The 25,642-nt window shown below is 49.2% G+C and carries 22 protein-coding genes; 21 read left to right on the top strand and 1 reads right to left on the bottom strand.

Annotated features, from left to right (window positions below; all coding sequences use genetic code 11):
- Positions 1-12 precede the first annotated feature (12 nt).
- From DP119_RS07085 to DP119_RS07050, 8 genes are all read left to right on the top strand, one after another.
- Positions 13-1,017, top strand: coding sequence for a thiamine pyrophosphate-dependent dehydrogenase E1 component subunit alpha (locus tag DP119_RS07085; RefSeq protein WP_112232240.1), 1,005 nt, complete (start codon positions 13-15; stop codon positions 1,015-1,017).
- Positions 1,017-2,000, top strand: coding sequence for an alpha-ketoacid dehydrogenase subunit beta (locus DP119_RS07080; protein ID WP_112232238.1), 984 nt, complete (start codon positions 1,017-1,019; stop codon positions 1,998-2,000). The genes DP119_RS07085 and DP119_RS07080 overlap by 1 nt, the downstream gene beginning before the upstream one ends.
- 286 nt (positions 2,001-2,286) lie before the next feature.
- Positions 2,287-3,633 carry a dihydrolipoamide acetyltransferase family protein gene (locus tag DP119_RS07075; protein ID WP_112232236.1) on the top strand — a complete coding sequence of 449 codons (1,347 nt, stop codon included), beginning with the start codon at positions 2,287-2,289 and terminating at the stop codon, positions 3,631-3,633.
- A 98-nt stretch (positions 3,634-3,731) separates the two neighbouring features.
- On the top strand, positions 3,732-5,426 hold the full coding sequence (locus DP119_RS07070) for a methylmalonyl-CoA mutase family protein (RefSeq protein ID WP_112232234.1): 1,695 nt from the start codon (positions 3,732-3,734) through the stop codon (positions 5,424-5,426).
- Complete coding sequence (gene scpA, locus DP119_RS07065; RefSeq protein ID WP_112232232.1) at positions 5,427-7,574, top strand: methylmalonyl-CoA mutase; 2,148 nt, start codon at positions 5,427-5,429, stop codon at positions 7,572-7,574. It begins immediately after the preceding gene.
- On the top strand, positions 7,574-8,641 hold the full coding sequence (gene meaB / locus DP119_RS07060) for a methylmalonyl Co-A mutase-associated GTPase MeaB (protein WP_112232230.1): 1,068 nt from the start codon (positions 7,574-7,576) through the stop codon (positions 8,639-8,641). Before scpA ends, meaB begins: the two co-directional genes overlap by 1 nt.
- A 65-nt stretch (positions 8,642-8,706) precedes the next feature.
- Positions 8,707-9,147 (top strand): BrxA/BrxB family bacilliredoxin, encoded by a 441-nt coding sequence (locus DP119_RS07055; protein ID WP_112232228.1) that lies wholly within the window; start codon positions 8,707-8,709, stop codon positions 9,145-9,147.
- A 47-nt stretch (positions 9,148-9,194) separates the two neighbouring features.
- The gene (locus DP119_RS07050) at positions 9,195-10,193 is read left to right on the top strand and encodes an aromatic acid exporter family protein (RefSeq protein WP_112232226.1); all 999 of its coding nucleotides are present in this window, start codon (positions 9,195-9,197) and stop codon (positions 10,191-10,193) included.
- A gap of 116 nt (positions 10,194-10,309) precedes the next feature.
- Here the strand turns inward: DP119_RS07050 and prli42 are convergent, their stop codons facing one another.
- Complete coding sequence (prli42, locus tag DP119_RS15820) at positions 10,310-10,405, bottom strand: stressosome-associated protein Prli42 (protein ID WP_156889046.1); 96 nt, start codon at positions 10,403-10,405, stop codon at positions 10,310-10,312.
- Between the two features lie 165 nt (positions 10,406-10,570).
- On the opposite strand from prli42, the gene mce reads away from it, so the two are divergent.
- The 13 genes from mce to DP119_RS06975 all read left to right on the top strand — a co-directional run bounded on the left by mce (position 10,571) and on the right by DP119_RS06975 (position 25,552).
- Positions 10,571-10,969, top strand: coding sequence for a methylmalonyl-CoA epimerase (mce, locus tag DP119_RS07045; protein ID WP_112232224.1), 399 nt, complete (start codon positions 10,571-10,573; stop codon positions 10,967-10,969).
- Between the two features lie 15 nt (positions 10,970-10,984).
- Positions 10,985-12,526 (top strand): acyl-CoA carboxylase subunit beta, encoded by a 1,542-nt coding sequence (locus DP119_RS07040; protein ID WP_112232222.1) that lies wholly within the window; start codon positions 10,985-10,987, stop codon positions 12,524-12,526.
- A gap of 122 nt (positions 12,527-12,648) precedes the next feature.
- Complete coding sequence (locus DP119_RS07035; RefSeq protein WP_112232220.1) at positions 12,649-13,767, top strand: M20/M25/M40 family metallo-hydrolase; 1,119 nt, start codon at positions 12,649-12,651, stop codon at positions 13,765-13,767.
- Positions 13,768-14,426: 659 nt separating this feature from the next.
- Positions 14,427-15,668, top strand: coding sequence for a DNA polymerase IV (locus DP119_RS07030; protein ID WP_112232218.1), 1,242 nt, complete (start codon positions 14,427-14,429; stop codon positions 15,666-15,668).
- Complete coding sequence (gene rnz, locus DP119_RS07025) at positions 15,668-16,621, top strand: ribonuclease Z (protein WP_112232216.1); 954 nt, start codon at positions 15,668-15,670, stop codon at positions 16,619-16,621. The genes DP119_RS07030 and rnz overlap by 1 nt, the downstream gene beginning before the upstream one ends.
- A 100-nt stretch (positions 16,622-16,721) precedes the next feature.
- Complete coding sequence (locus tag DP119_RS07020) at positions 16,722-17,429, top strand: DNA alkylation repair protein (protein WP_112232214.1); 708 nt, start codon at positions 16,722-16,724, stop codon at positions 17,427-17,429.
- Positions 17,430-17,517: 88 nt separating this feature from the next.
- On the top strand, positions 17,518-17,739 hold the full coding sequence (locus tag DP119_RS07015) for a hypothetical protein (protein ID WP_112232212.1): 222 nt from the start codon (positions 17,518-17,520) through the stop codon (positions 17,737-17,739).
- Positions 17,740-17,934: 195 nt separating this feature from the next.
- Positions 17,935-18,591: an NAD(P)H-binding protein gene (locus tag DP119_RS07010; RefSeq protein ID WP_112232210.1), complete on the top strand. Its 657-nt coding sequence runs from the start codon at positions 17,935-17,937 to the stop codon at positions 18,589-18,591.
- Entirely contained in the window at positions 18,592-18,915 is a 324-nt protein-coding gene (locus DP119_RS07005; RefSeq protein ID WP_112232208.1) for a hypothetical protein, read from the top strand.
- Positions 18,916-19,256: 341 nt separating this feature from the next.
- A complete protein-coding gene (locus tag DP119_RS07000; RefSeq protein WP_112232206.1) occupies positions 19,257-19,772 on the top strand; it encodes a DUF421 domain-containing protein in 516 nt (171 codons plus the stop codon).
- 487 nt (positions 19,773-20,259) lie between these two features.
- On the top strand, positions 20,260-21,615 hold the full coding sequence (gdhA, locus tag DP119_RS06990; RefSeq protein WP_420812296.1) for an NADP-specific glutamate dehydrogenase: 1,356 nt from the start codon (positions 20,260-20,262) through the stop codon (positions 21,613-21,615).
- A gap of 474 nt (positions 21,616-22,089) precedes the next feature.
- Positions 22,090-23,730, top strand: a complete 1,641-nt coding sequence (locus DP119_RS06980; RefSeq protein WP_112232198.1) for a M4 family metallopeptidase — start codon at positions 22,090-22,092, stop codon at positions 23,728-23,730.
- Between the two features lie 745 nt (positions 23,731-24,475).
- The gene (locus tag DP119_RS06975; RefSeq protein WP_112232196.1) at positions 24,476-25,552 is read left to right on the top strand and encodes an alpha/beta hydrolase family protein; all 1,077 of its coding nucleotides are present in this window, start codon (positions 24,476-24,478) and stop codon (positions 25,550-25,552) included.
- The last annotated feature ends 90 nt before the right edge of the window (positions 25,553-25,642 follow it).

The following is a 25,642-nucleotide window of genomic DNA, read 5'->3' as shown; positions in this document are numbered from 1 at the left end:
GGAGGAAATTCAATGGCTACAAAACACGAAGAAGTAGGTTTGACGAACGAAGATGTCTTGAAAATATACGAAACGATGTTGACGGCGCGCCGTGTGGATGAACGCATGTGGCTCCTGAACCGTGCAGGGAAAATCCCATTCGTCATCTCTTGCCAAGGGCAGGAAGCGGCGCAAGTCGGGGCGGCTTATGCGCTCGACAACACGAAAGATTACGTCGCGCCGTATTACCGCGACCTTGGTGTCGTCCTTCATTTCGGCATGACACCGAAAGAGTTGATGCTGTCGGCATTTGCCAAAGCAGAAGACCCGAACTCCGGCGGCCGCCAGATGCCTGGGCATTTCGGCCAGAAGAAGAATCGCATCCTGACAGGTTCTTCTCCTGTAACAACGCAGCTTCCTCACGCAGTGGGTGTTGCGCTTGCAGGAAAAATGAAGAAAAAGGATTTCATCACATTCAATACACTTGGTGAAGGGTCCTCCAACCAAGGCGATTTCCACGAGGGCTTGAACTTTGCCGGCGTACATAAATTGCCGGTCATCACGATGGTCGAAAACAACCGCTACGCCATTTCGGTGCCATTCGATCGCCAAGTGGCAAGCAAAAATGTCTCAGACCGTGCGGCAAGCTACGGCATGCCGGGCGTAACGATCGACGGAAACGACCCGATCGAAGTCTACAAACACGTGAAAGAAGCGGCAGACCGCGCACGCAACGGCGAAGGCCCGAGCTTGATCGAGACAGTTTCAGAGCGCATGACGGCCCACTCGTCAGATGATGACCATCGCCAATACCGTTCAGCGGACGAACTCGCTGCGCAAAAAGAAAAAGACCCGATTCTATTGTTCGGTGCTTATTTGAAAGAAAATGGCATCATGGACGACGAACTTGAAAAAGAAATTAACGACCGCATCATGGCGCTTGTCAACGAAGCGACAGATTATGCGGAAAATGCACCATACGCAAAAGCGGAAGATGCATTGAAATACGTCTATGCAGAAGAAGGAGGAAACGAATAATGGCAGTTATGAGCTATATTGATGCCATCACGCTTGCCATGAAAGAAGAAATGGCACGTGACGAAAACGTTTTCGTACTCGGTGAAGATGTCGGTAAAAAAGGCGGCGTTTTCAAAGCGACCCAAGGCCTTTACGATGAATTCGGCGAAGACCGGGTAATCGACACGCCACTAGCTGAATCGGCTATCGCAGGCGTTGGGATCGGCGCGGCCATGTACGGATTGCGCCCAATCGCTGAATTCCAGTTCGCGGATTTCATCATGCCGGCGGTCAACCAAATCATTTCAGAAGCCTCGCGCATCCGTTACCGCTCAAACAATGACTGGTCTTGCCCGATCGTCTTCCGTGCTCCATTCGGCGGGGGCGTCCACGGCGCACTTTATCATTCGCAATCAGTCGAAGCGGTATTCGCCAACCAGCCTGGATTGAAAATCGTCATCCCGTCCACTCCATACGACGCCAAGGGGCTGCTTAAAGCCGCGATACGCGATGAAGACCCGGTCATGTTCTTCGAGCACAAACGCGCGTACCGCCTGATCAAAGGCGAAGTGCCTGAAGACGATTACACAATCGAAATCGGCAAAGCCGACGTCAAACGCGAAGGCGAAGACATCACCGTCATCACCTACGGATTGGCTGTCAACTTTGCGTTGCAAGCGGCCGAACGCCTGGCAGAAGACGGCTACTCGGCACATATCCTCGACTTGCGCACGATCTATCCATTGGATAAGGAAGGCATCATTGAAGCGGCGAAAAAGACCGGCAAAGTCCTTCTTGTCACAGAAGACAATAAAGAAGGAAGCATTATCGGCGAAGTGGCGGCAATCATCGCTGAGAACTGCCTATTCGACCTCGATGCTCCAATCAAGCGCTTAGCAGGCCCGGATGTTCCAGCTATGCCATACGCACCGACCATGGAGAAATTCTTCATGATCAACCCGGACAAAGTCGAAAAAGCCATGAGAGAACTAGCTGAATTTTAAGAAGAAAAGCGGAAATGGCCGTCTAGCTTCGACAGGCATAAGACGAACCGGCGAAGCGGCGCTCTTTGCCGCACAGCCACGAAAAGTGGAAGTGCCTGTTCAGCTCTGACAGGCATAAGACGAACTGGCAATGTGGCGTTCTTTGCCAGATAGCCGGGATGGCTTATGACCCGAAGAGCTAGGCACTGAACTAGACACCGGGATGGCTTATGACCCGAGAAGCTGGCCGTTAACGCATAAACCTTATAGATGAATATGCATTACAGATTGAAAAGGAGGAATCCCTTTGGCTATTGAAAAAATCACGATGCCCCAACTTGGCGAAAGTGTAACAGAAGGCACAATCGAAAAATGGCTTGTCCAGCCAGGCGATCATGTCAACAAGTATGACCCGCTGGCAGAAGTCAATACTGATAAAGTAACCGCAGAAGTCCCTTCATCCTTCACGGGGACGATCAAGGAATTGATCGCTTCTGAAGGGGATACATTGGAAGTCGGCGAAGTGGTCTGCACAATCGAAACTGAAGGCGGAGATTTTGCCCCAGTCGAAGAGGCAAAACCGGTGGAAGGCGAGAAAGCCAATGAAATGCCGGCTGCAGGCGCCGCACCGACCAAAAAGCTCGAAGGGGAAAAAGGCTCTTCGAAACCAGCTAAGCCACAAGGCGGAAAAGCGCGTTATTCACCAGCCGTTCTACGCCTCGCACAAGAACACGATATCGACCTGAACCAAGTTGAAGGATCCGGAAACGAAGGCCGCATCACCCGCAAGGATTTGATGCAATTGATCGAAAGCGGCAATATCCCGCAAGCTGGCGGGGAGACGGCACAAGCGTCTCAAGCAACTGAAGCAGCAGAGCCTGTTCAACAAGCTGCACCGCAACAAGCGCCGAAAGCGCCGGCAGCCAAGGAAGAGCCGATCGAATCGGCACCTGGCGATATTGAAATCCCTGTTACTGGCGTGCGCAAAGCAATTGCAGCGAATATGCTCAAGAGCAAGCATGAAGCACCTCATGCATGGATGATGATCGAAGTCGACGTGACGGACCTTGCGCAATTCCGCGATTCCATCAAAGGCGACTTCAAGAAAAAAGAAGGGTTCAACATCACGTATTTTGCATTCTTCGTCAAAGCGATCTCCCAGGCATTGAAAGAGTTCCCGATGATGAACTCGATGTGGGCAGGGGACAAGATCATCCAGAAAAAAGACATCAACATCTCGATCGCGGTAGCTTCTGATAATGCTTTGTTCGTGCCGGTCATCAAAAATGCCGATGAGAAATCCGTCAAAGGCATCGGACGAGAAATCAATGAACTGGCGCAAAAAGCGCGCACAGGCAAATTGAAATCGGCAGATATGCAAGGCGGCACATTCACCGTCAACAACACCGGCTCGTTCGGGTCTGTCCAGTCCATGGGCATCATCAACCACCCTCAGGCTGCCATCATCCAAGTCGAGTCAATCGTCAAGCGACCAGTTATCATGGAGGGCGGAATGATCGCTGCGCGTGATATGGTCAACTTATGCCTGTCGCTCGACCATCGTGTGCTCGATGGCCTCGTATGCGGCCAATTCCTGGCGCGTGTTAAAGAAATCCTAGAGAAAATGAACAAAGATAATACATCAGTTTATTGACGAAAAGTTTGGAGTCTTCGGACTTCAAACTTTTTTTCCTTTCAGTTACTTGCTGCGTCAGGTAAAATGGAAACAGAAAGCTTTGAGGAGGGAATAGTTTGACGATTGAATCGATGAAGAACATTCAGTTTCCTGAGCGTACATACGAGGAATGGAAACAAGCAGCAGAAGCTGCACTGAAAGGCAAAGATTTTGATAAGGTGATGAAAACCCATACCATTGAGGACATTACCCTCGAACCCCTCTATACAAAAGAGATGCTGGAGCGTACTGTATCCGACATAGATGCGCAAGTAGCAGCAGTCCAAGGCGGAAAGTTCGGCCCTTCCTGGATCGTTGCACAGGAAATCACGGCACATGATGCCGAGCAATTCCTGGCCGTGACGGAAGATGACCTGTCCCGCGGCAATGAAGCGGTCGTTTATTCAGGCGCACAGCCTTTCGACTGGACAGAAGCGCAACTTGAACGGCTTGCGGAATTGATCGTCCGTTATCCGATCTATTTTAAAGTAACCGAGGATGAGGATCCGATTTTGCGCGTGTTCGACAAGCTGTCATCCGAGCAGCAGGCAAATGTCCAAGGCGTGATTTTTACGGAAGAACCTATCCAGGCCCCGGAGAATGTCCGCACAGGCTTGATCGATACGCTGCCGACGCATAACGCCGGCGGCACGATTATCCACGAACTCGGTGTGGCGCTTAGCATGATGGCAGAAGCCCTGAAGCAAGAAGACTTCGAATCGGCTGCGAAGAAGTTCTGGATCCGTTTTGCTGTTGATACACATTTCTTCCAGGAGATCTCCAAAATACGCGCTTTCCGTGTATTATGGCAGGCATTCTGTTCGGCGTACGGAAAACAAGCACCGCGCATCCCGGTGTTCACGGAAACTTCGGTGCGTTCATATTCCAAATTGGACCCTTACGTCAATTTGCTGCGTGCCGGCAATGCGACATTCTCTGCAGTGTTGGCGGGTACCGATGGCCATACCGTGCACCCGCATGATTTCCTGACGGTGCCGACCGGCTCCAGCCGACGCATCGCACGCAATGTCCAATTGGTCATCAAAGAAGAGTCCCATGTTTCGCATGTCATGGATGCCGCGGCGGGATCATATTATATTGAAAACCTGACGCGTGAATATGTGGATGCGGCATGGAAGTATTTCTTGGAAATCCAGGAAGCGGGCGGCTATTCAGAAGTGAAGCGGACCGGCTGGCTAACAGATGACATTCAAGCTAAATGGCTCGAACGCGAACAGCAAGTGGCCAATCGCAAAGCTTCCCTGATCGGGACGAATATTTACGCTAATCCGCAAGAGCCAGTGAAAGACGCAAAAATCGATACGGCCCATTTGGAGTATATGACAGCGAAACGACTGGCGACGCCATTCGAGAAATTACGTGCAAAAAGCCGGGATACGAGCGTGAAATCGGCTGTAATCCTCCTGGAACCACTAAAAGCGGTGAAACCGCAGGCAGATTTCGTGCAAGGTTTCCTTTCTGTCGCCGGAATCGAACCAGACGTCAGCCCATATCTCTCATCTGCTGATGAAGTGAACCGCTATATCCGTTCGGAAGAACTTGATTATGCCGTTCTTTGCGGGAGCCGCGAAACACTCGAGAAAATCATTCCGCAACTGGAAACGAAAGCGGCTGTAGACGTCGCTGGGAAAATCGATGCTGAAACCCTGAAAACCTGGAAAGCAAACGGTGTCCGCGATTCCCTTTATGCAGGGAAGCCCTTGATTGAGAAGTTGGAAGCTGTTTTGTCACTTGGAAAGGAGGCGCTGTAAATGACGGCACCTGATTTTACGAAGATCGATGTTACCAAACTGGATACCGCCAAATTGGGCGAACGGGACGATACCGCTTTTATGACGAATGAAGGCATTGCCGTAAAACCGTTTTATACTTCGAAAGACTTGAATAAAGAACAGACAAGTTTGCCTGGCTTCGCGCCGAACGTCCGCGGCCCTTACCCGACCATGTATGTGTCGCGGCCATGGACAGTGCGCCAGTATGCCGGTTTCTCTACGGCTGAAGAAAGCAACGCATTCTACCGCCGCAATTTGGCGATGGGCCAAAAAGGCTTGTCGGTGGCATTTGACCTCGCCACACACCGCGGATACGATTCCGATCACCCGCGCGTTGTCGGTGATGTCGGCAAAGCAGGTGTTGCGATCGACAGTGTCGAAGATATGAAAATCCTCTTCGATGGTATCCCGCTTGATCAAATGTCCGTCTCGATGACGATGAATGGCGCGGTCGTGCCGATCATGGCGTTCTTTATCGTGGCTGCAGAAGAGCAGGGCGTATCGCCGGAACAATTGGCGGGGACGATCCAAAATGACATCCTGAAAGAATACATGGTGCGCAACACCTATATCTACCCTCCGGCGATGTCGATGCAGATCATCGCGGATATCTTTAAATATACATCCAGCCATATGCCGAAGTTCAACTCGATTTCCATCTCCGGCTACCATATCCAGGAAGCGGGAGCGACGGCGGATATCGAACTGGCCTATACGCTGGCGGATGGATTGGAATACGTCCGCACCGGACTAGATGCAGGCATTGGCATCGATCAATTCGCACCGCGCTTGTCGTTCTTCTGGGGCATCGGCATGAACTACTTCATGGAAGTGGCGAAAATGCGTGCCGGCCGTGAAATCTGGGCGAAAATGATGAAGAGCTTCGATCCGCAGAACGCCAAATCGCTGGCGCTCCGCACACACTCCCAAACTTCAGGCTGGAGCCTGACGGAGCAGGACCCGTTCAATAACGTGACACGCACGCTTCTCGAAGCCAACGCAGCGGCGATGGGTCATACGCAATCCTTGCACACGAACGCGCTCGATGAAGCGATTGCCTTGCCAACGGACTTCTCCGCCCGCATCGCGCGCAATACGCAATTGTTCCTTCAGGAAGAAACGATGATGAACAATACGATCGACCCGTGGGGCGGTTCGTATTATGTCGAAAAATTGACGGAAGAACTGGTGGAAAAAGCATGGGCATTGATCGAGGAAGTGGAAGAACTTGGCGGCATGGCCAAAGCAATTGAAACCGGTCTTCCGAAAATGCGCATCGAAGAAGCGGCGGCGAAAAAGCAAGCGCAAATCGATTCGAATGAAGAAACGATCATCGGCGTCAACCGCTACCGGCTTGATGAGGAAGACCCAATCGATATTTTGAACATCGACAACACAATGGTCCGCAAAAAGCAGATTGAGCGACTTGATCGGATGCGCGACACGCGAGACCAGGAAAAAGTAGAGAAAGCGCTGCTGGAACTGACAAAAGCGGCAGAAAGCGGCGAAGACAATATTCTTGCCTGCGCGATTGAAGCAGCACGCCACCGGGCATCACTCGGCGAAATCTCGGATGCCATCGAAAAAGCTTCCGGCAGGCACAAGGCGGTGATCCGTTCCGTGAGCGGGGTATACAGTTCGAACTTCTCTAACCAGGAAGAAATGCAGATCGTCAAACAAATGACCGAAGAATTCATCGAAAACGAAGGCCGCCGCCCGCGCATCCTGATCGCCAAGATGGGCCAGGACGGGCACGACCGCGGTGCGAAAGTCATTTCGACCGCATTCGCAGACCTCGGCTTTGATGTCGACATCGGGCCATTGTTCCAAACACCTGCGGAAACAGCCCAGCAGGCAGCGGAGAATGACGTCCATGTCATCGGCGTCAGCTCACTCGCAGCTGGCCATATGACCCTTGTGCCGGACCTTGCGGCAGAACTGAAAAAAGTCGGGCGTGAAGATATCCTGATCGTCGTAGGGGGCGTTATCCCGGCACAGGACTATGAATTCCTGCGCACTAACGGCGCAAGTGCGATCTTTGGGCCGGGAACGGTCATTCCGGTTGCCGCCCAAAAAGTCATCGAGGAAATCTATGCGCGCCTCGGGTATGAGGAAGAGACGGACTGATGGATCGCGAGAAGCAGTCCAGACAGGTCATGTCGGGTGTTTCGGATGCTCATGACGGCATGAAGGCTTTGCCGAGAAAAAGATTCAAAAAGCCCACTGGGAACCAGTTTGATTTGGATGAACTTGCACGCGGCGTCGAAAGCGGTTCGCGCTTGCACTTAGGGAAGGCGATCACCTTGCTCGAAAGCACCAACCCCGAGCATAAAAAGCGCGGCCAGGAATTATTGAATGCACTGCTGCCGAAAACCGGCAATAGTATACGGATTGGCATCACCGGGGTGCCGGGAGCGGGCAAAAGTACGTTCATCGAAACTTTCGGGACCATGCTGACAGAGCTCGGCTATCGTGTGGCGGTTCTCGCCATCGATCCGAGTTCCTCCCGTACAGGAGGCAGCATCCTCGGAGATAAAACGCGAATGGAAGAGCTCGCGAGAAATCCGCACGCCTTTATCCGCCCATCGCCGACCGCTGGCACACTCGGCGGCGTCCATAAAAAGACTCGCGAGACGATGCTTTTGTGCGAAGCGGCCGGATATGATGTCATCCTCGTCGAAACGGTCGGTGTCGGACAGAGCGAAACGCTTGTGCGCGGAATGGTCGATATGTTCCTCTTGCTGGTATTGACAGGGGCAGGGGATGAACTTCAAGGCATGAAAAAAGGCATTTTGGAATTGGCGGATGCAATGATTGTCCATAAAGCGGACAGCGACAATTTGCCGCTGGCGACAAAAACCGTGCGTGAGTACAAGCAGATGCTCCATTTCCTGCAGCCGGCGACAGAAGGCTGGAAAACGAGGCCATTGGCAGCATCTTCCCTGGAAGGAACGGGCATGCAGGAAATTTGGGATATGGTCAAGGAATTCGAGCAGACGGTCAAAGAAAGCGGCTACTGGAGTCAAAGGCGACAGGAACAGACGCGTGATTGGTTCCATTCGATGATCACCGATGAATTGCACGGGCGTTTCTACGGGGACCCGGAGCGCAAGCATCAAGTGAAAGAGATGGAACAGCGCATCCTCAAAGACCAATTGACGGTCTCGCAGGCGGTCGCTGAACTGTTCAAGTAAGCTTTTTTGCAACTATGCCCCCGTCCTGATATGATAAGAACAGCAATAATGAAGGAGTGGTACTGATGAGCATGGATTTTAATTTCCTGATGAATGATATCGTTACACAAGCCCGTCAAGAACTGACAGACGGTGGCTATACACAACTTGAAACGGCTGAAGACGTGAACGAGGCCTTCGCTAAACCCGGCACGAGCCTTGTCATGATCAACTCGGTGTGCGGATGCGCAGGCGGCATCGCACGCCCAGCTGCTCTTCATTCGATCCATTATGATAAACGACCAGACCACTTGTACACGGTGTTTGCCGGACAGGATAAAGAAGCAACTGCGCAAGCGCGCGCATTGTTCGGCGACGACCATTTGCCATCCTCGCCATCGTTCGCTTTCCTGAAAGACGGCAAATTGGTGGATGAAATCGGCCGCCATGAAATCGAAGGGCACGATCCGATGTCGGTCATTACACATATCCAGTCAATTTTCGAAGAGCATTGCGAAGAAATGTAAGAAAAAATGCCCCCGGCAGCGGGGGCATTTTTGTATGTTGAGGAGAGATGCCTATGAAACTGAAACCCTACCGCATCGGTTACCGGACCATGAAAACAGCGCTTGGGGCCGCCATCGCCATTTATTTGGCCCAGTTGATCGGACTCGATTATTACGTATCGGCCGGCATCTTGACGATCCTGTGCATCCAGCCCACGAAGAAGAAATCAGTCCGTGCGGCGTTCTCCCGCTTTGTCGCGAGCATGATCGCCATCGGGTTCGCCTTCGTGTTCTTTGAACTGGGCACCTATCACCCTATTGTGCTCGGCGTCATGATCTTGCTGTTCATTCCGGTTCTTGTCAGCCTCGGCTTCTCGGATGGGTTCGTCTCCAGCGCGGTCATCTTGCTGCACTTATATGACGCAAAAAACTTGACCGGGGGATTATTTCTCAATGAAGTGATGTTGATGGTGATCGGTTTCGGGACGGCATTGATCGTCAATATGTATATGCCGAGTATTGAGAAGAAGCTGGATCGCTACAGGGAAGAAGTCGAACGCTTGTATGCGACGATTTTCCGTGAAACGACGATATATTTGCGCCGCGGTGAGTCAGACTGGACCGGCAAGGAATTGGTGGAATCGGAAAAGCTCATCGGGAAAGCCAAAGCGCTCGCCTATCAGGACGTCGAGAACCATTTACTGCGCCATGAAAATAAATATTACCATTATTTCGACATGCGTGAGCAGCAGCTCGAAATCATCGAACGCATTCTGCCGAAAATCACGGCACTTCCAGTGATCGTCGGCCAGACGCAGCTCGTTGCCGACTTTCTTGAAGACCTGTCGGAGCATGTACATTCGGGGAACACAGCCGACCGGTACATCACTAAATTGGACCGGCTGAAAGCTAACTTCGCCGAGATGCCACTGCCGGACTCGCATGAGAAATTTCTCGCGATGGCTGATCTTAACGCCATCATCCAGGAAATGGAGAGCTATCTGGAAATCAAGCAGAGCTATAAAGGCTTCCACAATAAAAAAGGTCTGAACCCCAGCCCATCATAAAAAAACGCCCAGAGAACACTGCTTCTCTGGGCGTTTTACTTGATTGCGTGCATGAAAAAAGAGCATCTCCAACACAAAATGCATGCGTTTGAAGCCGCCCTTCGGGAAAATTCAAATTAAATGACAAAGCTTAAGCCCATCATCAGGCTCGACAGCAGCATCAATCCGACCATTGCGTAGACAATGACTTTACGGAAAGCTTGGTTTCTCATGGATAGCATAGCTCCTTTATTCCTGTACTGTGAACCCATCATATCATATTTCAACGCCAATATAAACTGGCTTGTCCTTCATTTTCATAATATTCGATAACAACTAGAGTTTTTGCCCTTGAATGGGTACAATAAAGGGGAAGCCAAAAAAGGAAGTGAATAAGGATGAAGAAAGTTGATCATATCGGAATCGCTGTAAAAGACTTAGAGCAGGTCCTGCCTTATTACACAGAGACACTCGGGTGTCCGCTGATGAAGATCGAGGAAGTGGAAGGGCAGAAAGTGAAAGTGGCATTTATCGATGCCGGCAACATCAAGCTCGAATTGCTGGAACCGATGAGTGAGGACAGCCCGATCCATAAGTTTATCGAGAAAAAAGGGGAAGGCATCCACCATATCGCATTCGGTGTCGAAGGCATTGAAGAGCGAATGGCGGAACTGCGCGAAAACGGCGTCAAGTTATTGAGCGAAGAGCCAAAACCGGGAGCGGGCGGGGCGATGGTCGCTTTCTTGCACCCGAAATCTTCGAACGGTGTCTTATACGAACTTTGCGAAAAGAAGTAATGGAGGAGTGGGGACATGGATATTTATGAACGCATCAACGAATTATATGACAGAAAAAGAAAAATCGAACTTGGGGGCGGGGAAGCCCGCATCGACAAGCAGCATGAAAAAGGCAAACTGACGGCACGGGAGCGCATCGACTTATTGCTCGATGAAGGAAGCTTTGTCGAGTTGAGCCCATTCGTCGAACACCGCACGACTGACTTCGGCATGGGCGAAGGTCCGGGAGAAGGCGTCGTCACCGGCTACGGCAAAGTCAACGGCCGCCCAATCTACCTGTTTTCGCAGGATTTCACCGTTTTCGGCGGCGCACTTGGTGAAATGCATGCGAAAAAGATCGCCAACGTCATGGACATGGCTGCTAAAAATGGCGCTCCGTTCATTGGCTTAAACGATTCTGGCGGCGCACGCATCCAGGAAGGCGTATTGTCGCTTGACGGTTATGGCCACATTTTCTACCGCAATTCGATTTATTCGGGAGTCATCCCGCAAATCTCCGTAATTATGGGGCCATCTGCAGGCGGGGCGGTTTATTCACCGGCCATTACCGATTTTGTCTTCATGGTCGACAAAACGAGCCAGATGTTCATTACAGGACCGAAAGTCATCGAAACGGTCACAGGAGAAAAAATCTCGTCCGAGGATCTCGGAGGGTCACGTGTACATACCGCTATCAGCGGAAATGCCCATTTCCGTTCAAGTTCAGAACAGGAAGTATTGGAAATGGTGCGCCAATTGGTCAGCTACCTGCCGCAGAATAACCAGGAAATGCCGCCGCGCCTCGAAGCTGACAATGAAGACGATTACCGCCCGGATTTGGCAGACATCGTCCCTTACGAAGCGATCCGCCCTTACGATGTCCGGAAAGTCGTTGAGCAAGTCGTCGACAAAGACAGTTTCATGGAAGTGCAGCCGGAATTTGCACGCAATATTGTCGTCGGCCTTGCCCGCATTAAAGGGGAAACGGTCGGTCTCGTGTGCAACCAGCCGAAAGTGATGGCAGGCGGGCTCGATATCGATTCTTCCGATAAAGCAGCGCGTTTCATCCGTTTCTGCGACAGCTTCAATATCCCGCTCATCACGTTCGAAGATGTCACCGGTTTCTTCCCGGGCATCAAGCAAGAACATGGGGGCATCATCCGCCACGGGGCGAAAATCCTCTATGCTTATTCGGAAGCGACGGTTCCAAAAATGACTGTCATCTTGCGCAAAGCATACGGGGGTGCCTATGTCGCACTCAACTCGAAATCGATCGGCGCAGACTTGGTGTTCTCGTGGCCGAATGCCGAAATCGCGGTCATGGGCCCGAACGGCGCAGCGAATATCATCTTTGCGCGTGAAATTGCCGCGAGCGATGATCCGGAAGCGACGCGTGCAGCCAAAATCGAAGAGTACCGCGAAAAATTCGCGAATCCTTACGTCGCAGCTTCACGCGGCATGGCCGATGACGTCATCGACCCGCGCGAAACTCGCGTGAAACTGATCCAGGCACTTGAAATGATGCGCAATAAAAAAGATGAACGGCCGAAGAAAAAACACGGCAATATGCCGCTATAAAAGCTTCCGCGATCAATCTCTTCCTGTTAAAGGGAAGAGATTGATGCGTTATGCATGAAGAGGGATGTTTCTGGGGTTATAATAGGAATTGGAATAAATGGACTAGAAGAGGAGTTTTTTGAATGAAAACCGATCGATTAATGGAAGAATTTCTGGAGCTTGTGCAAATCGACTCTGAAACAAAAGAAGAAGCCGCCATCGCGGAAGTGTTGACGAACAAATTGGAAGCTCTCGGCTTTACTGTGGTTGAAGATGATTCAAAACAACGCACAGGCCATGGCGCCGGAAATTTGGTAGCGACACTCGAGGGAACGAAAAAAGACGCGCCGCCGATTTATTTCACCGTACATATGGACACAGTCGTTCCAGGGAAAGGCATCAAGCCGGAAGTCCGCGACGGCTATGTGTATTCAGACGGCACGACCATTCTCGGGGCTGATGACAAGGCAGGCGTCGCAGCGCTGCTAGAACTTGCACGCCACCTATCTGAAGAAAACGTCGAGCACGGGGATATCCAATTCCTCATCACAGCTGGCGAAGAAAGCGGATTGGTCGGCGCGAAGGAATTCGATGCATCGTTGCTGAAGGCGAAATTCGGCTACGCAGTCGACAGCGATGGCCAAGTTGGAGGAATCGTAACGGCGGCACCGAACCAAGCGAAGCTTTGGACGACGATTTACGGCAAGACGGCCCACGCCGGCGTTGCACCGGAAAAGGGCGTTTCCGCGATCACCATCGCATCAAAAGCCATCGCACGCATGAAACTGGGCCGCATCGATGAAGAGACGACCGCGAATATCGGCCGTTTCGAAGGCGGCAAAGCGACCAACATCGTCTGCGACGAAGTCCACATCCTGTCCGAAGCCCGTTCGATCAGCGAAGACAAATTGGCAGACCAGACGGCGCATATGGAATCGGTATTTGAGGAAGTTGCCAAGGAAATGGGCGGGCGTGCCGAGACAGACGTCCAGTTGATGTACCCAGGATTCCGTTTTGATGAAATGGATCCTGTCGTGGATATCGCAAAAACCGCAGCCGAACGCATCGGGCGCCCTTCGCCTGTCCTTACAAGCGGAGGCGGAAGCGACGCCAATATCATCAATGGCCATGGTGTCCCGACGGTCAACCTATGTGTCGGCTATGAAGAAATCCACACGACGAACGAACGCATGCCGGTCCTGGAACTTGAGAAACTGACCGAGCTATTGGTCGAAATCGTCAAAGAAGCAGCTACACGTTAATCAAACCATAACAATTGCCCTCGAAGACCATTCAATATGGTTTTTGGGGGCAGTTGTTTGTATATGGATGGTGATGGAGATTACGCTGCAAGGGGCACGCTTGCCGAGGGGCGGGTGTTGAGCCAATATGCCGTAAAAGCGCGGCACATTTGTCTCGCCAGCCCGCGCGGTCCCTCAGGCGTCGGCCCCTTTCCGCTTCATCTCTAGTTTTAGAAAGTAAATCAAATACATCTAGCAATGGAATTAATTTAAATAGTTTTGTTCAGCTTTGTAAGTTCAAATTGAATAGCCACGGCAACTTCATAACCATCAAGTCTAGCTAAGCGTCCCCACCAGTGGATGAATTCAATCAATAGTGATACGTCTTCGCACGCAATATCCAATGAAATCTAAAAGCCGAACCGCGAACAAGGGCGAGCCGACGCAATAAGACAAGCGCTCTTCTTGGCTTGTTGCCAAAAGCCAGCCCAAAGCGGGAGGCGGGTGCTTAATAGATGAAACGAACAACCGTCGGCCATCACACTCACAAGTCCAGCTAAGCGTCGCCACCAGCGGATATACTTGATGCTGCAGTGCCCCATGACGTTAAAAGGGGAACAGGATGCCTGTTCGCCTGTTTTTTGATACACTGAAAGAAAAAGGAAAGCGAAGCGATTGTTATGGCGGGGCGAGTCATTTTCCATATTGATATGAATAGCTTTTATGCATCTGTCGAACAGGCGCATGATCCGTCGCTCAAAGGAAAAGCGCTGGCGATTGCGGGCAATCCGAAAGAGCGCAAAGGCATCATCGTCACTTGTTCGTACGAGGCGCGGGCGCATGGCATCTATACGACGATGCAAGTGCATGAAGCGAAGAAGAAATATCCAGGGCTGCTGCTTATGCCGCCCAACTTTGACCGCTACCGGGAAGCATCCAGGGCAATGTTCGAGATCCTGCGTACCTATACGGATGCGGTGGAACCAGTGTCGATCGATGAAGCGTATATTGATGTGACGGAATTATCGTCTGACCGGCATGCGGTGGACATCGCCGAAGAGCTTCAGCAGCGCATCCTGAAAGAGCTCGACTTGCCGTGCTCGATCGGCATCGCACCGAATAAATTCCTGGCCAAGACAGCGTCCGACATGAAAAAGCCCCTTGGCATCACGATTCTCCGGAAACGCGATATCCAGCGCATTTTATGGCCGCGTGAAGTCATTGAAATGCACGGCATCGGGGAAAGTACCGCGAAAAAGCTCAATGGCTTGAAGCTGTATACCATCGGTGATTTGGCGAAAGCACCGGATGGCTTGATTAAAGAAAAGATGGGGAAAAACGGTGTCCGGCTGCAGGCGCGTGCGAGAGGGGAAGACAGCCGTGAAGTCGATCCGGATTCCATTTACGACCGGAAAAGCGTCGGTACTTCGACGACCTTGGCTTTCGACGAAACCGATTTGGAAAACTTAAAGAAAATATTCCGCACCTTGAGCACGAAAGTCGCCGGCCGCCTGCATGCGAAAAATTTAGCAGGCCCTACCGTCAGCATACAGACGCGCAGCGCGGATTGGAAAAACCGCACCCGCAGCGTCACCTTGAACAACACCGTATGGAAAGAACAAGACATCATGCTGCAGGCGTGGCAATTATTTGAAACGCATTGGAACGGGGAGCCATTGCGTCTTGTCGGCATCACGGTATCGAACGTCGTCGACAAAGGCGACATGACCGAGCAATTATCGCTCTTCAATTTCGAGGAGCATGCGAAAGATGAACCGATCCTGGATCTGGTCGCCAAGCTCGAAAGCCGTTTCGGAAAAGGATCGGTTTCGCGGGGCGTAAGCTACCATCAATCGAAACACGATGCACAAACCAGTTTAAGCAAGGATTTTCTGAGTGACCATGAGAGGAAGAAACGCTAATGCAAGTATTATTTTTAGGAACAGGGGCGGGCATGCCGTCAAAACAACGCAATACATCGGCACTCGCCTTGAAATTACACGAGGAACGCGGAGCCGTGTGGCTGTTTGATTGCGGGGAAGCGATCCAGCACCAGATCCTTGAAACGACGATCAAACCGCGCAAGATCGAGAAAATTTTCATTACCCATATGCACGGCGACCATATTTTCGGCTTGCCGGGACTTTTGGGATCGCGTTCGTTCCAAGGCGGGGATGAACCGCTCGACCTTTACGGGCCAAAAGAGCTGAAGGAATATGTCGAAATGACTCTGCGCTTGAGCCGTACCCATTTGACCTATACGATCCGTTTCCATGAAGTCAAGGAAGGCATTATTTTTGAAGACGATACGATGACAGTCGAAGCAGGTCTCTTGGCGCATGTCATCCCGACCTACGGCTACCGGATCGAACAAAAGCCGCTTCTGCCGAAACTCGATATGGATAAAGCGAAACAGCTCGGTGTTCCGAAAGGCCCGCTCCTTGCCAAGTTAAAGGCAGGCGAAACGGTCGAACTTTCAGATGGCCGCAAGGTGGAATCCGGAGACGTGACAGAACCGGCAGAACCCGGCTTCACAGTCGCCATCCTCGGCGATACCCAGTATTGCGCAATGTCTGAGCAATTGTCGCAGGATGCTGACCTGGTCGTCCACGAAGCGACATTCGACGGGGATACGGAAAAACTCGCCAAGGAATACGGCCATTCGACGATATTGGATGCGGCGAGAGTGGCAAGCCGCGCCGGCGCGCGGAAACTGATCGTCAACCATATGAGCGCGCGCTTCTTGCCGGAACATGAAAAAGACTTATTGAAAAGCATGCGGAAAATCCACGAGAATAGCGACATCGCCCACGATTTCGATGAATACGGATGGAATAAAAAAGACCGCCGCATGATGAAGATGATCGAGAATTGATGTAAGAGGCGTGTTCCGTTTGTTTCGATTGAATCGAATTATGCAACCAGGAGAACGCCTGTTATTGGTTTATTAAGTAGTGGGAAGGAAGTGCTAAAACATGGATTTTCATACAGCCATGATAGAGCTGGAAGCCTTGGGGAAAGAACGGACAAAGAAAATGTACCTGTCGAGCGGAGCGAAGGAGCCCCTATTCGGTGTGGCGACTGGCGCGATGAAGCCGCTGGCCAAGCGAATTAAAATCAACCAGCCGCTGGCAGAGGAATTGTACGCGACCGGCAATTATGACGCGATGTATTTTGCGGGCATCATCGCAGATCCGAATGCGATGACGGAAAACGATTTCGACCGCTGGATGGACGGGGCTTATTTCTATATGCTATCGGATTATGTCGTGGCGGTCACCTTATCGGAATCCCACATTGCGCAGCAAGTCGCGGACAATTGGATCGAAAGCGGAGATGAACTCCGCATGTCTGCTGGGTGGAGCTGCTATTGCTGGCTGCTCGGGAATCGCAAGGACAGTGAATTCTCGGAAGATAAAATTTCCGCAATGTTGGATACAGTGAAAGAAACGATCCATCAATCCCCTGAAAGAGCAAAAGCATCGATGAATAACTTCCTCTACACCGTCGGTATTTCCTATAAGCCCATGAGTGAAAAGGCATTGGAGACGGCGAAAGCTGTCGGCAAAGTCGAGCTCAACCGGGAAAACAAGAAACCGACACAGCTCTATGCCTATGACAGCATCCAACAAGGTTTAGAAAAGGGACGTCTTGGATTCAAGCGCAAATTCGTTAGGTGTTGATCATTAAATGAATTATTTAATGGAAATGAGCATGGAGTCTATATGTGGTACATATGACTTACAAGATAATTTAAAGGAGAGCGGAATCATGGCAAATGAAACCAAAACACTGGCTGGGCTTCATCTGAATTTCTGGAAACAGGATGAACACACGATTCATATGTCTATCAAAAACCCACATGCCGGTAAAGATGCTTGGCTCACGAGTATCGAACATACCGATAAGCACGAGGGAACGCAAATGGCCCGCACACATAATAACTTGTTTCGAGACCTAAAATCAATTCTTGAAGAAAACGGCAAATGGTAAGAACCATTCATGCTTCCCATAATACATCCCGAAGAGGCTTGTTATAGCCACTTTGGGATTTTTTCTATACAATCCGTTGCTTGGTGTGCCTAATATAAGCACGATGCGACTAAACTCTCTTTCATCACTGGCTTTTCCAAAATGTGTTATATGGTAGAATGTTGTCACGGATAGAGAAAGGAAAGGGGGCCCATTATGGATGCAGTAGTGATCGGCGCAACAGGATCGACCGGAAAAGACCTCGTTGAGCAATTGATGAAAGACGATACATTCAAAAGAGTTGATGTATTCGTGAGGCGTTCACTGGATATTCAGCATGACAAACTAATGGTCCATGTCATCGATTTTGGCCGGCCGGATGAATGGTGCGACTTGGTGAAAGGGGATGTGCTGTTTTCCTGTTTGGGCACGACGATCAAAGCGGCAGGAAGCAAAGAGGCGCAATGGAAAGTGGATTATGGCTATCAATATGAATTTGCCAGAACGGCGAAAGAAAACGGGGTGGAACGATATGTTTTGGTATCTGCAGAGTTCGCTTCGCCAAAAGCCCTCAGCTTCTATTCAAAGATGAAAGGGAAGCTTGAAGTAGCGGTAAAGGAACTGGGTTTCCCGCGATTAACCATCATCAAGCCACCTATTCTTATGCGGAAGGAAAGCGACCGCACCTTAGAAGTGTGGGGCTTAAAAGCCATCCAATTCATGAATAAAGCAGGGTTATTCCGCTCCCATGAGCCACTCCCAACCGAAGTGTTGGCCAAAGCCATGATCAATTCAGCTAAGCAAACAGAAGTGGATAGTGAACCGTTAACAGGGAATGCCATACGCGACCGCGCTTCTTGGATTTCTTTTTGAATGAATACATTCATTAAGCGCCGGACGCGATCGTCCTTTGCGGTGAATAGTATTATTCATATGTATTCAAAAGAGCCGGTCGAGCAGAAGGGTAACACCAGCACAACTTACGGCATTAGTTTCCTGGTGAATGAGGCACAGGTTTTCCGTGCTTCTCCCGACATCTTAATTACAAATGACTTGAAGGAGAGTTGGGCAGACGAAACATTCGACTTTGTTCCTGATGCACTGAATACTGCATTAACTGCAGGTTATTCAGTTGAATTATCCGGCATCGAAAGTGACCCAATTGTTTCCGATCGAGATGAATTGCGTTATGAATAAAACAACGGCGGTCTATTCGTTGAGATTGATTGGGCTTGAATCGGATTAGGCGCCCAATCATCAGCAGGCTGCCATGATTTAATATATCCTTGCCGCACCCGGAGACATCCGGCGTTTGGCACAAGTGGGTGGCAACGCAAACTTTGCCCATCAGCATCCGATGTTGGCAAATTGCCAAGATAGCTGGCTTCAATGGGGCCATCAGTTTTTAAGACTGGAAGCTCATTTTAAGTCGAAGGGTTCTTCATTTCTTGTTTACTCTGCAACCGTTTAACGAAGCAAGGGGCGGGTATTTGTGGAGCATAAGAAGAATCCCTGGTTACAAGGAAGGGGGGCTTGAAATGCTTGATACGATTTTATTCGATGGCTGGAAAAGCGTGCTGCGCATCGCGATCATGTCCTTATTGGCATATCCTTTCCTCATCCTGCTTTTGAGGAGTTCCGGAAAACGCAGTTTAACCAATGTGAATATCTTTGACTTCATCATAACGGTGACATACGGGGCGACTTTAGGCAGTATCATTACTAGCGACAAAGTATCTTTTGCAGACGGGGCGGTTGTCTTGTTCATGCTCACTTTGCTGCAATATATTGTTTCGAAACTATCAGTGAATTCCAAAGGCTTTACCCAAATGATCAAAGCCAGCCCAAGTTTCATTTACCGTAACGGTGAGTTTGATGAAAAGAGCATACAAAAACATCGCATCCGAAAAGATGACCTGCGGGGAAAAGTCCGGCAGCAAGGCTTGAGTTCTTTCGAGCAAGTAGAAGCGATTGTGCTTGAGGGTGACGGATCCTTGTCCATCATTAAAAAACAAGAAGGCCTGTCGAAAGATGCACTGGAAAACGTCAAATGAAAATAACGTATTCCATAGAAAACACTGCAAAGGCTATCCGGTTCTCGGGTAGCCTTTTTGACTATGGATGGACTTTGCAGATGCCGCCTGCCGCTTCTAAATACAATTGTCAGTTTTCATCAGGGAAAAATCATCCCATCAATACGGGAAATGGGAAACTCGCGAAAATTCGGAAGCGGAGTCACGGACATCAAAATCTCTTTCGTTTTTCAAGAAGCGGGCGTTTTTTTACGGAATATATCAGATTTTTCGCTATAAAACCAATACAGCGAGTTAGTGCAGATGGCAGCGCTTTCTTTAACGTCACATTCCTTGAACGACCGTTCCATAACAAGGCATTAGAAAAAAATGGGTTTGCGCCCGATTGAAACTGTTTGTATAATAAGCCTTAAATATTTAAAAATTTGGATTATTATTCACGCACTACATTACAGCTGATACAAGAGAGGATTGAAGAAAGTTGCCACATACTTTAACGGATAAGACCATCGAAAAGCACTCGTCTTCTGAATACATAAAAGCTATACATAAAAAACTCGAAGAACGCAATCCTGGAGAAGCGGAATTCCTGCAGGCGACTTGGGAAGTTTTCGAATCGCTGCAGCCGGTATTTGAACAGCATCCCGAATATGTGGAACAAGGCATCTTGGAACGTATTTCCGAACCGGAACGCCTGATCGCTTTCCGGGTAACCTGGGAAGATGATTCAGGGAATGTCCATATCAACCGGGGCTATCGTGTGCAATTCAATAGCACGCTTGGGCCATTCAAGGGCGGCCTGCGTTTCCATCCGTCTTTGACGGCCAGCGTCGTTAAATTCCTGGGATTTGAGCAAATTTTCAAGAATGCATTGACTGGATTGCCGATCGGCGGCGGCAAAGGCGGCGCCGATTTTGACCCGAAAGGAAAATCGGACCGGGAAATCATGCGCTTCTGCCAAAGTTTCATGACGGAGCTGACACGCCACATCGGTCCGGATATCGACGTGCCAGCAGGGGACATCGGAGTCGGCAAACGGGAAATCGGCTATATGGTCGGCCAGTATAAGCGTCTTCGCAATGCTTCTGAGGCCGGGGTCTTCACCGGGAAAAATCCGGATAACGGCGGAAGCCTGATCCGCAAGGAAGCGACGGGATACGGAACAGTCTATTTTGTTGAGGAGATGCTGAAAGACCGGAACCTATCATTCAAGGGCAGCAAAGTTATCGTATCGGGCTCTGGCAATGTTTCGATTTATGCAATGGAGAAAGCTGCTGAATTCGGCGCTACGGTGGTTGCATGCAGTGATTCGGAAGGCTATATCTATGACCCGGACGGCATCAATGTCGAAACGGTCAGGCAATTGAAGGAAGTTGAAAGAAAACGGATTTACCATTACCTCGAAAGCCACCCCAATGCCCAATATGGCACGAACCGATCGGACATCTGGAAAATTCCGTGTGATATCGCCCTTCCTTGTGCCACACAAAACGAAATCGACAGGGAAAGTGCCCTGGCGCTTGTCGAAAACCGTGCGAAAGCCGTTGGGGAAGGCGCGAATATGCCTTGTACTGAAGAAGCTGTCCGGGTGTTGGTCAACAACCGCGTATTGTTTGCGCCGGCAAAAGCAGCCAATGCTGGCGGCGTTGCGGTCTCTGCTATGGAGATGTCCCAAAACAGCATGCGTTACTCGTGGACAGCCGAAGAAGTGGATGAAAAACTCCTGCAGGTCATGAAGAACATTTACAAGACGTGCAGCGACACTGCGTCACAATATGGGGCGCCGGGCAACTTGATCATCGGAGCCAATATCGCAGGGTTCAAGAAAGTTGCTGACGCAATGATCAGCCACGGCCTGAACTAAGTGCTTTAAGCGTTAGCCGGTTCGCCGATCCCAACTGCAGCTTCGAACATTGAATAGTGGAGGGATTTTTAGCGAAGCCATTCTCACAGTGGATCTTGAAAATACCGCCTGTTCATGGCGAGCTGGGCGATAAAAGACGGGCCAAATAAGAAAACAGCAACGGAATTGCAGGTGAGACTGCAGTTCCGTTTTTGTTTTTCCGCAAGGCCATTCAAAGAAACTGGCATGCCTGAAGCAGATGGAATGGCTGATGGGGAACATAGAGTTAAAAACTTCCTGGGGGATTTTAGGACTTTGTTCTTGTTCAGCGATGCCTTTTTGATAACCCATCATTTTCCATTGAGGATAAAGATAGAAATCCGTTTTTGAATAGTAGGTACAATTTTTCAAATATATCAAATTGTCTGTAATCTTATTGATTGGATAAATTTATTTCGTTATACTAAATTTTATCAACGTCGAGGAGGAAAAAAATTGAAGAAAAAGTACATTGTACCTGTGATTTTATCGTCTGCACTCGTCGCAAGTTCATTCACGGCAAGCAACGCGTTGGCAAACGGCCAGCAAGGTAACGGCGCCACTGAGAAAACATGGAATGAGAATGCCAATGTCCCTGTATTTGTGAAGGAGAAATTCGCCGAGAAGCGGGCTGCCAGCAATGCGTCGAATGCGCTGGATTATCTGGCGGAAAATGAAAATAAGACCGGCTTGAAAAACCCTAAGAAAAACTTGAAACAAAAAGCGATTGAGAAGGATGCGCTCGGCATGACGCATGTGCGCTTTAATCAGGCAGTCAATGGCGTGCCGGTAGAAGGCGCGGAAGTAGTGGTCCATTACAACGCCCAAGATGAATTGGTTTCCGTCAACGGGGGCTATTTCCCTGAAGCCGCTTCACGCAGTATCGACACGACACCGGCTGTAAGCGTCATGAAGGCCATCCAAACGGCTAAAGGAGCGGTCGACGCACCGGAACAACTCGAATATGCACCGGAGTCGGAAGTGGTCGTCTATCCATTCGAAGGCGAAAACCACCTGGCATATAAAGTCAATGTCAACTTCCTTGGGGACAAGCCCGGCAACTGGTTCGTGTTTGTGGATGCGAAAAGCGGCGACGTCATCGACCGGTATAACGCGATCATGCATGCCGAAGACATCCATCAATCCGTCGGAACCGGCGTACTTGGCGAGCAGCGCAAAATTCACACGACCAAGAGCAAAGAAGCCCATGGCGGCACAACTTTCAGTTTATCCGATGAGTCCCATGAAGGCTTGGAGGGAATCTATACTTTCGATGCAAACGACGGGGAAATCATGACGAACCATAGTGCATCATGGAAAGAAGAATACTTGCACGCCGGTGTTGATGCCCATTACAATTCGGAACAAGTCTTTGAATATTTCCATGATGAGCATGACCGCAACTCTCTCGATGACAACGGAATGGCAATTATCTCCTACGTCCATTACGGCGACAGCTACAATAATGCATTCTGGAATGGCCGCCATATGACTTATGGCGATGGTGACGGATCGTTCATGGTGCCGCTATCTGCGGGGCTTGACGTGGCCGCACATGAAATGACGCACGGCGTGATCTCCAACTCGGCCAATCTGCAGTACCGTTTTGAATCAGGCGCCTTGAACGAATCCTTCGCAGACATTTTCGGGGCACTGGTTGATGAAGACGATTGGGAAGTCGGGGAAGACATCATGGGCCCTGACGCCAAAGCGGACGGCAGGGAATCGTTGCGCAGCCTAAGCGACCCGAGCAAATACCCTGTCAATAAAGATTATGTGCCGTATGGAAATGGCGAGGGGATGTATCCTTCCCATATGGACGAATTCTATGAACTGCCGATACATTTGGATAATGGCGGCGTCCATATCAATTCATCGATCACCAACCACGCTGCTTACTTGATCGGCGAAGAAATCGGCAAAGAAAAACTGGGACAGATCTTCTACCGCGCATTGACGGTCTATTTGACGCCAACTTCCGACTTCAGCGAAGCCCGCAAGCTCATTATCCAATCAGCGGCTGATATTTACGGAGAAGGCAGCGCAGAAGAAAAAGCCACAGCTAAAGGATTTGACGAGGTAGGCATTTACGAATAACAATATTGAAACCGCTAGCCAAAGTGTCTGATTAGACACTCTGGCTAGCGGTTTTCATTATGAACAGAACTATTTCTTTCTAAACATAGGAATTCCTTAAAGTTGGTGTGATCTAGCGAACGTTCGTAACGTGTTTTGCCGCTTTACAAACGTTCTTTAAGAAGTCATAGGGGGATTTTCTGGTGTTGGCAAAATGTGATCTTACGATAAATTTTAAAGTATTTCGTATTTCGAATTAGAGGGGCTTGTTTTGAAGTTTATCCTAATAGGGTTTCCTTTCAGCTTACTTATTTAACTCACGGTCTTTTTTCATTAGCAAGCTATCTTAGTTTACATTAAATTTTTAATTCGAAAAGGCAGAGGTTTGTTTTTACCCTAACTTAAATAATCTTAAAATTAACAATAATCAAAAAATATTTACTTTAATTAAATTTAAGTATAGGGTTGGGTTAACAGAATAGGAATTCTTAATCACTTTTACTGAGTTGATAATTTCTCAACTGGTGGGAAGTTTACATATAGAACAAGCGATTCTGGACTGCTGTTGAAGAAATGATCTTTTCTGAAGGGCCTGTATGGTGAACACCCATGCCAGTAAAGCATTGTATGTTCAGATATCCGATAAACAAGGAGAACTCTTATAATGATTTTACCTGAAGAATCCTTACAGGCCTTATAGTCAAAAGTTTTTAATGTAAGTTAGTATTATTTGAACATCAGAATACTATGAAGGAGAGGCGAATTTATGGAAAGCTTATGGCTTACTCTGTTGGTCATTGCTGGAGTTGTTTTAATTCTCATAATCCTTCGTAAGATACGTCCATGGAGAAAGAAATGGCTATTCATAATTCCCGTTTTAGTTTTAATGGCATATGCTGCTTTTCAAGTCTTATTTCCTGTCCACCCGCTGGTAACAGTTACGGGTGAATATTCCGTCGGAAAATCAGAAGATTACTTCACATATGCTGTAAACAATGAACAATATGAAACGAGCGATGGAAACCGGGAAGTACCTGTCTCGTTATGGCATCCCGAAAAAATTGATGACATGAATGGGAAACTTATTCTGTTCTCGCATGGTTCTTTTGGTGTCGCTGATTCTAATGATTCTTTATTCAATGAATTAGCTTCACACGGTTATGCAGTAGCAAGCTTAAGTCATCCTTTTCATTCCTTTACAGCAAGCTTAGAGGATCAATCTAACATTAGAATCGACATGGCCTATATGAAGGATGTTTTGGGAACTCAAGGGAGTGATGATTTAGAAAAGACTTTGATTGATTTGGAAAATTGGTCACAGCTTCATGAGGATGACATCATTCAGGTTTTGGAACAGATTCAAGGAGAGGAAACCGAGAATCCGTTTCTTCAAACTGCAAATTCTGATGAAGTTATCCTGATGGGACACTCACTTGGCGGGACAGCAGCCCTGAATCTCGGGCGTGAGCGGGAAGATATCGCTGCTGTAGTGGCTTTAGAGTCTCCTTTTAGTGGGGATATAACCAATATCAACGAAAACAATACCTACGACTTTACTAACGAGCCTTATCCTGTGCCACTATTGAACATTTATTCGGACTCGATATGGAATGTGCTAGATGAGCTGGCACTTTATGAACAAAATTGGAAATACCTTAATGCTGAAAACGGCCAATATAAAAATGTCCATATTATGGGGAGCGGCCATATTGGCTTGACCGACATGCATCGTGTGAGCCCAATTCTGACGAATATATTTGATGGAGGCTTAAATTCAGAGGATTACACTACTATTCTAAAGCAAATTAACGAAGCCGTTTTGGTGTTCCTGGATGAACTGTAAACAATCAGCTGAACTATAGTTTATTGCCTTTAGAGAGTAGGAGTTGCAGTATGTTAAAAAAATATATAAAAAACGATTTGAAAAGAGATC

Source organism: Planococcus maitriensis (assembly GCF_003289925.1).
GTDB lineage: Bacteria > Bacillota > Bacilli > Bacillales_A > Planococcaceae > Planococcus > Planococcus maitriensis.
The sequence above is the reverse complement of the archived record's forward strand: the minus strand, read 5'-3'. Positions and strand labels throughout refer to the sequence as shown.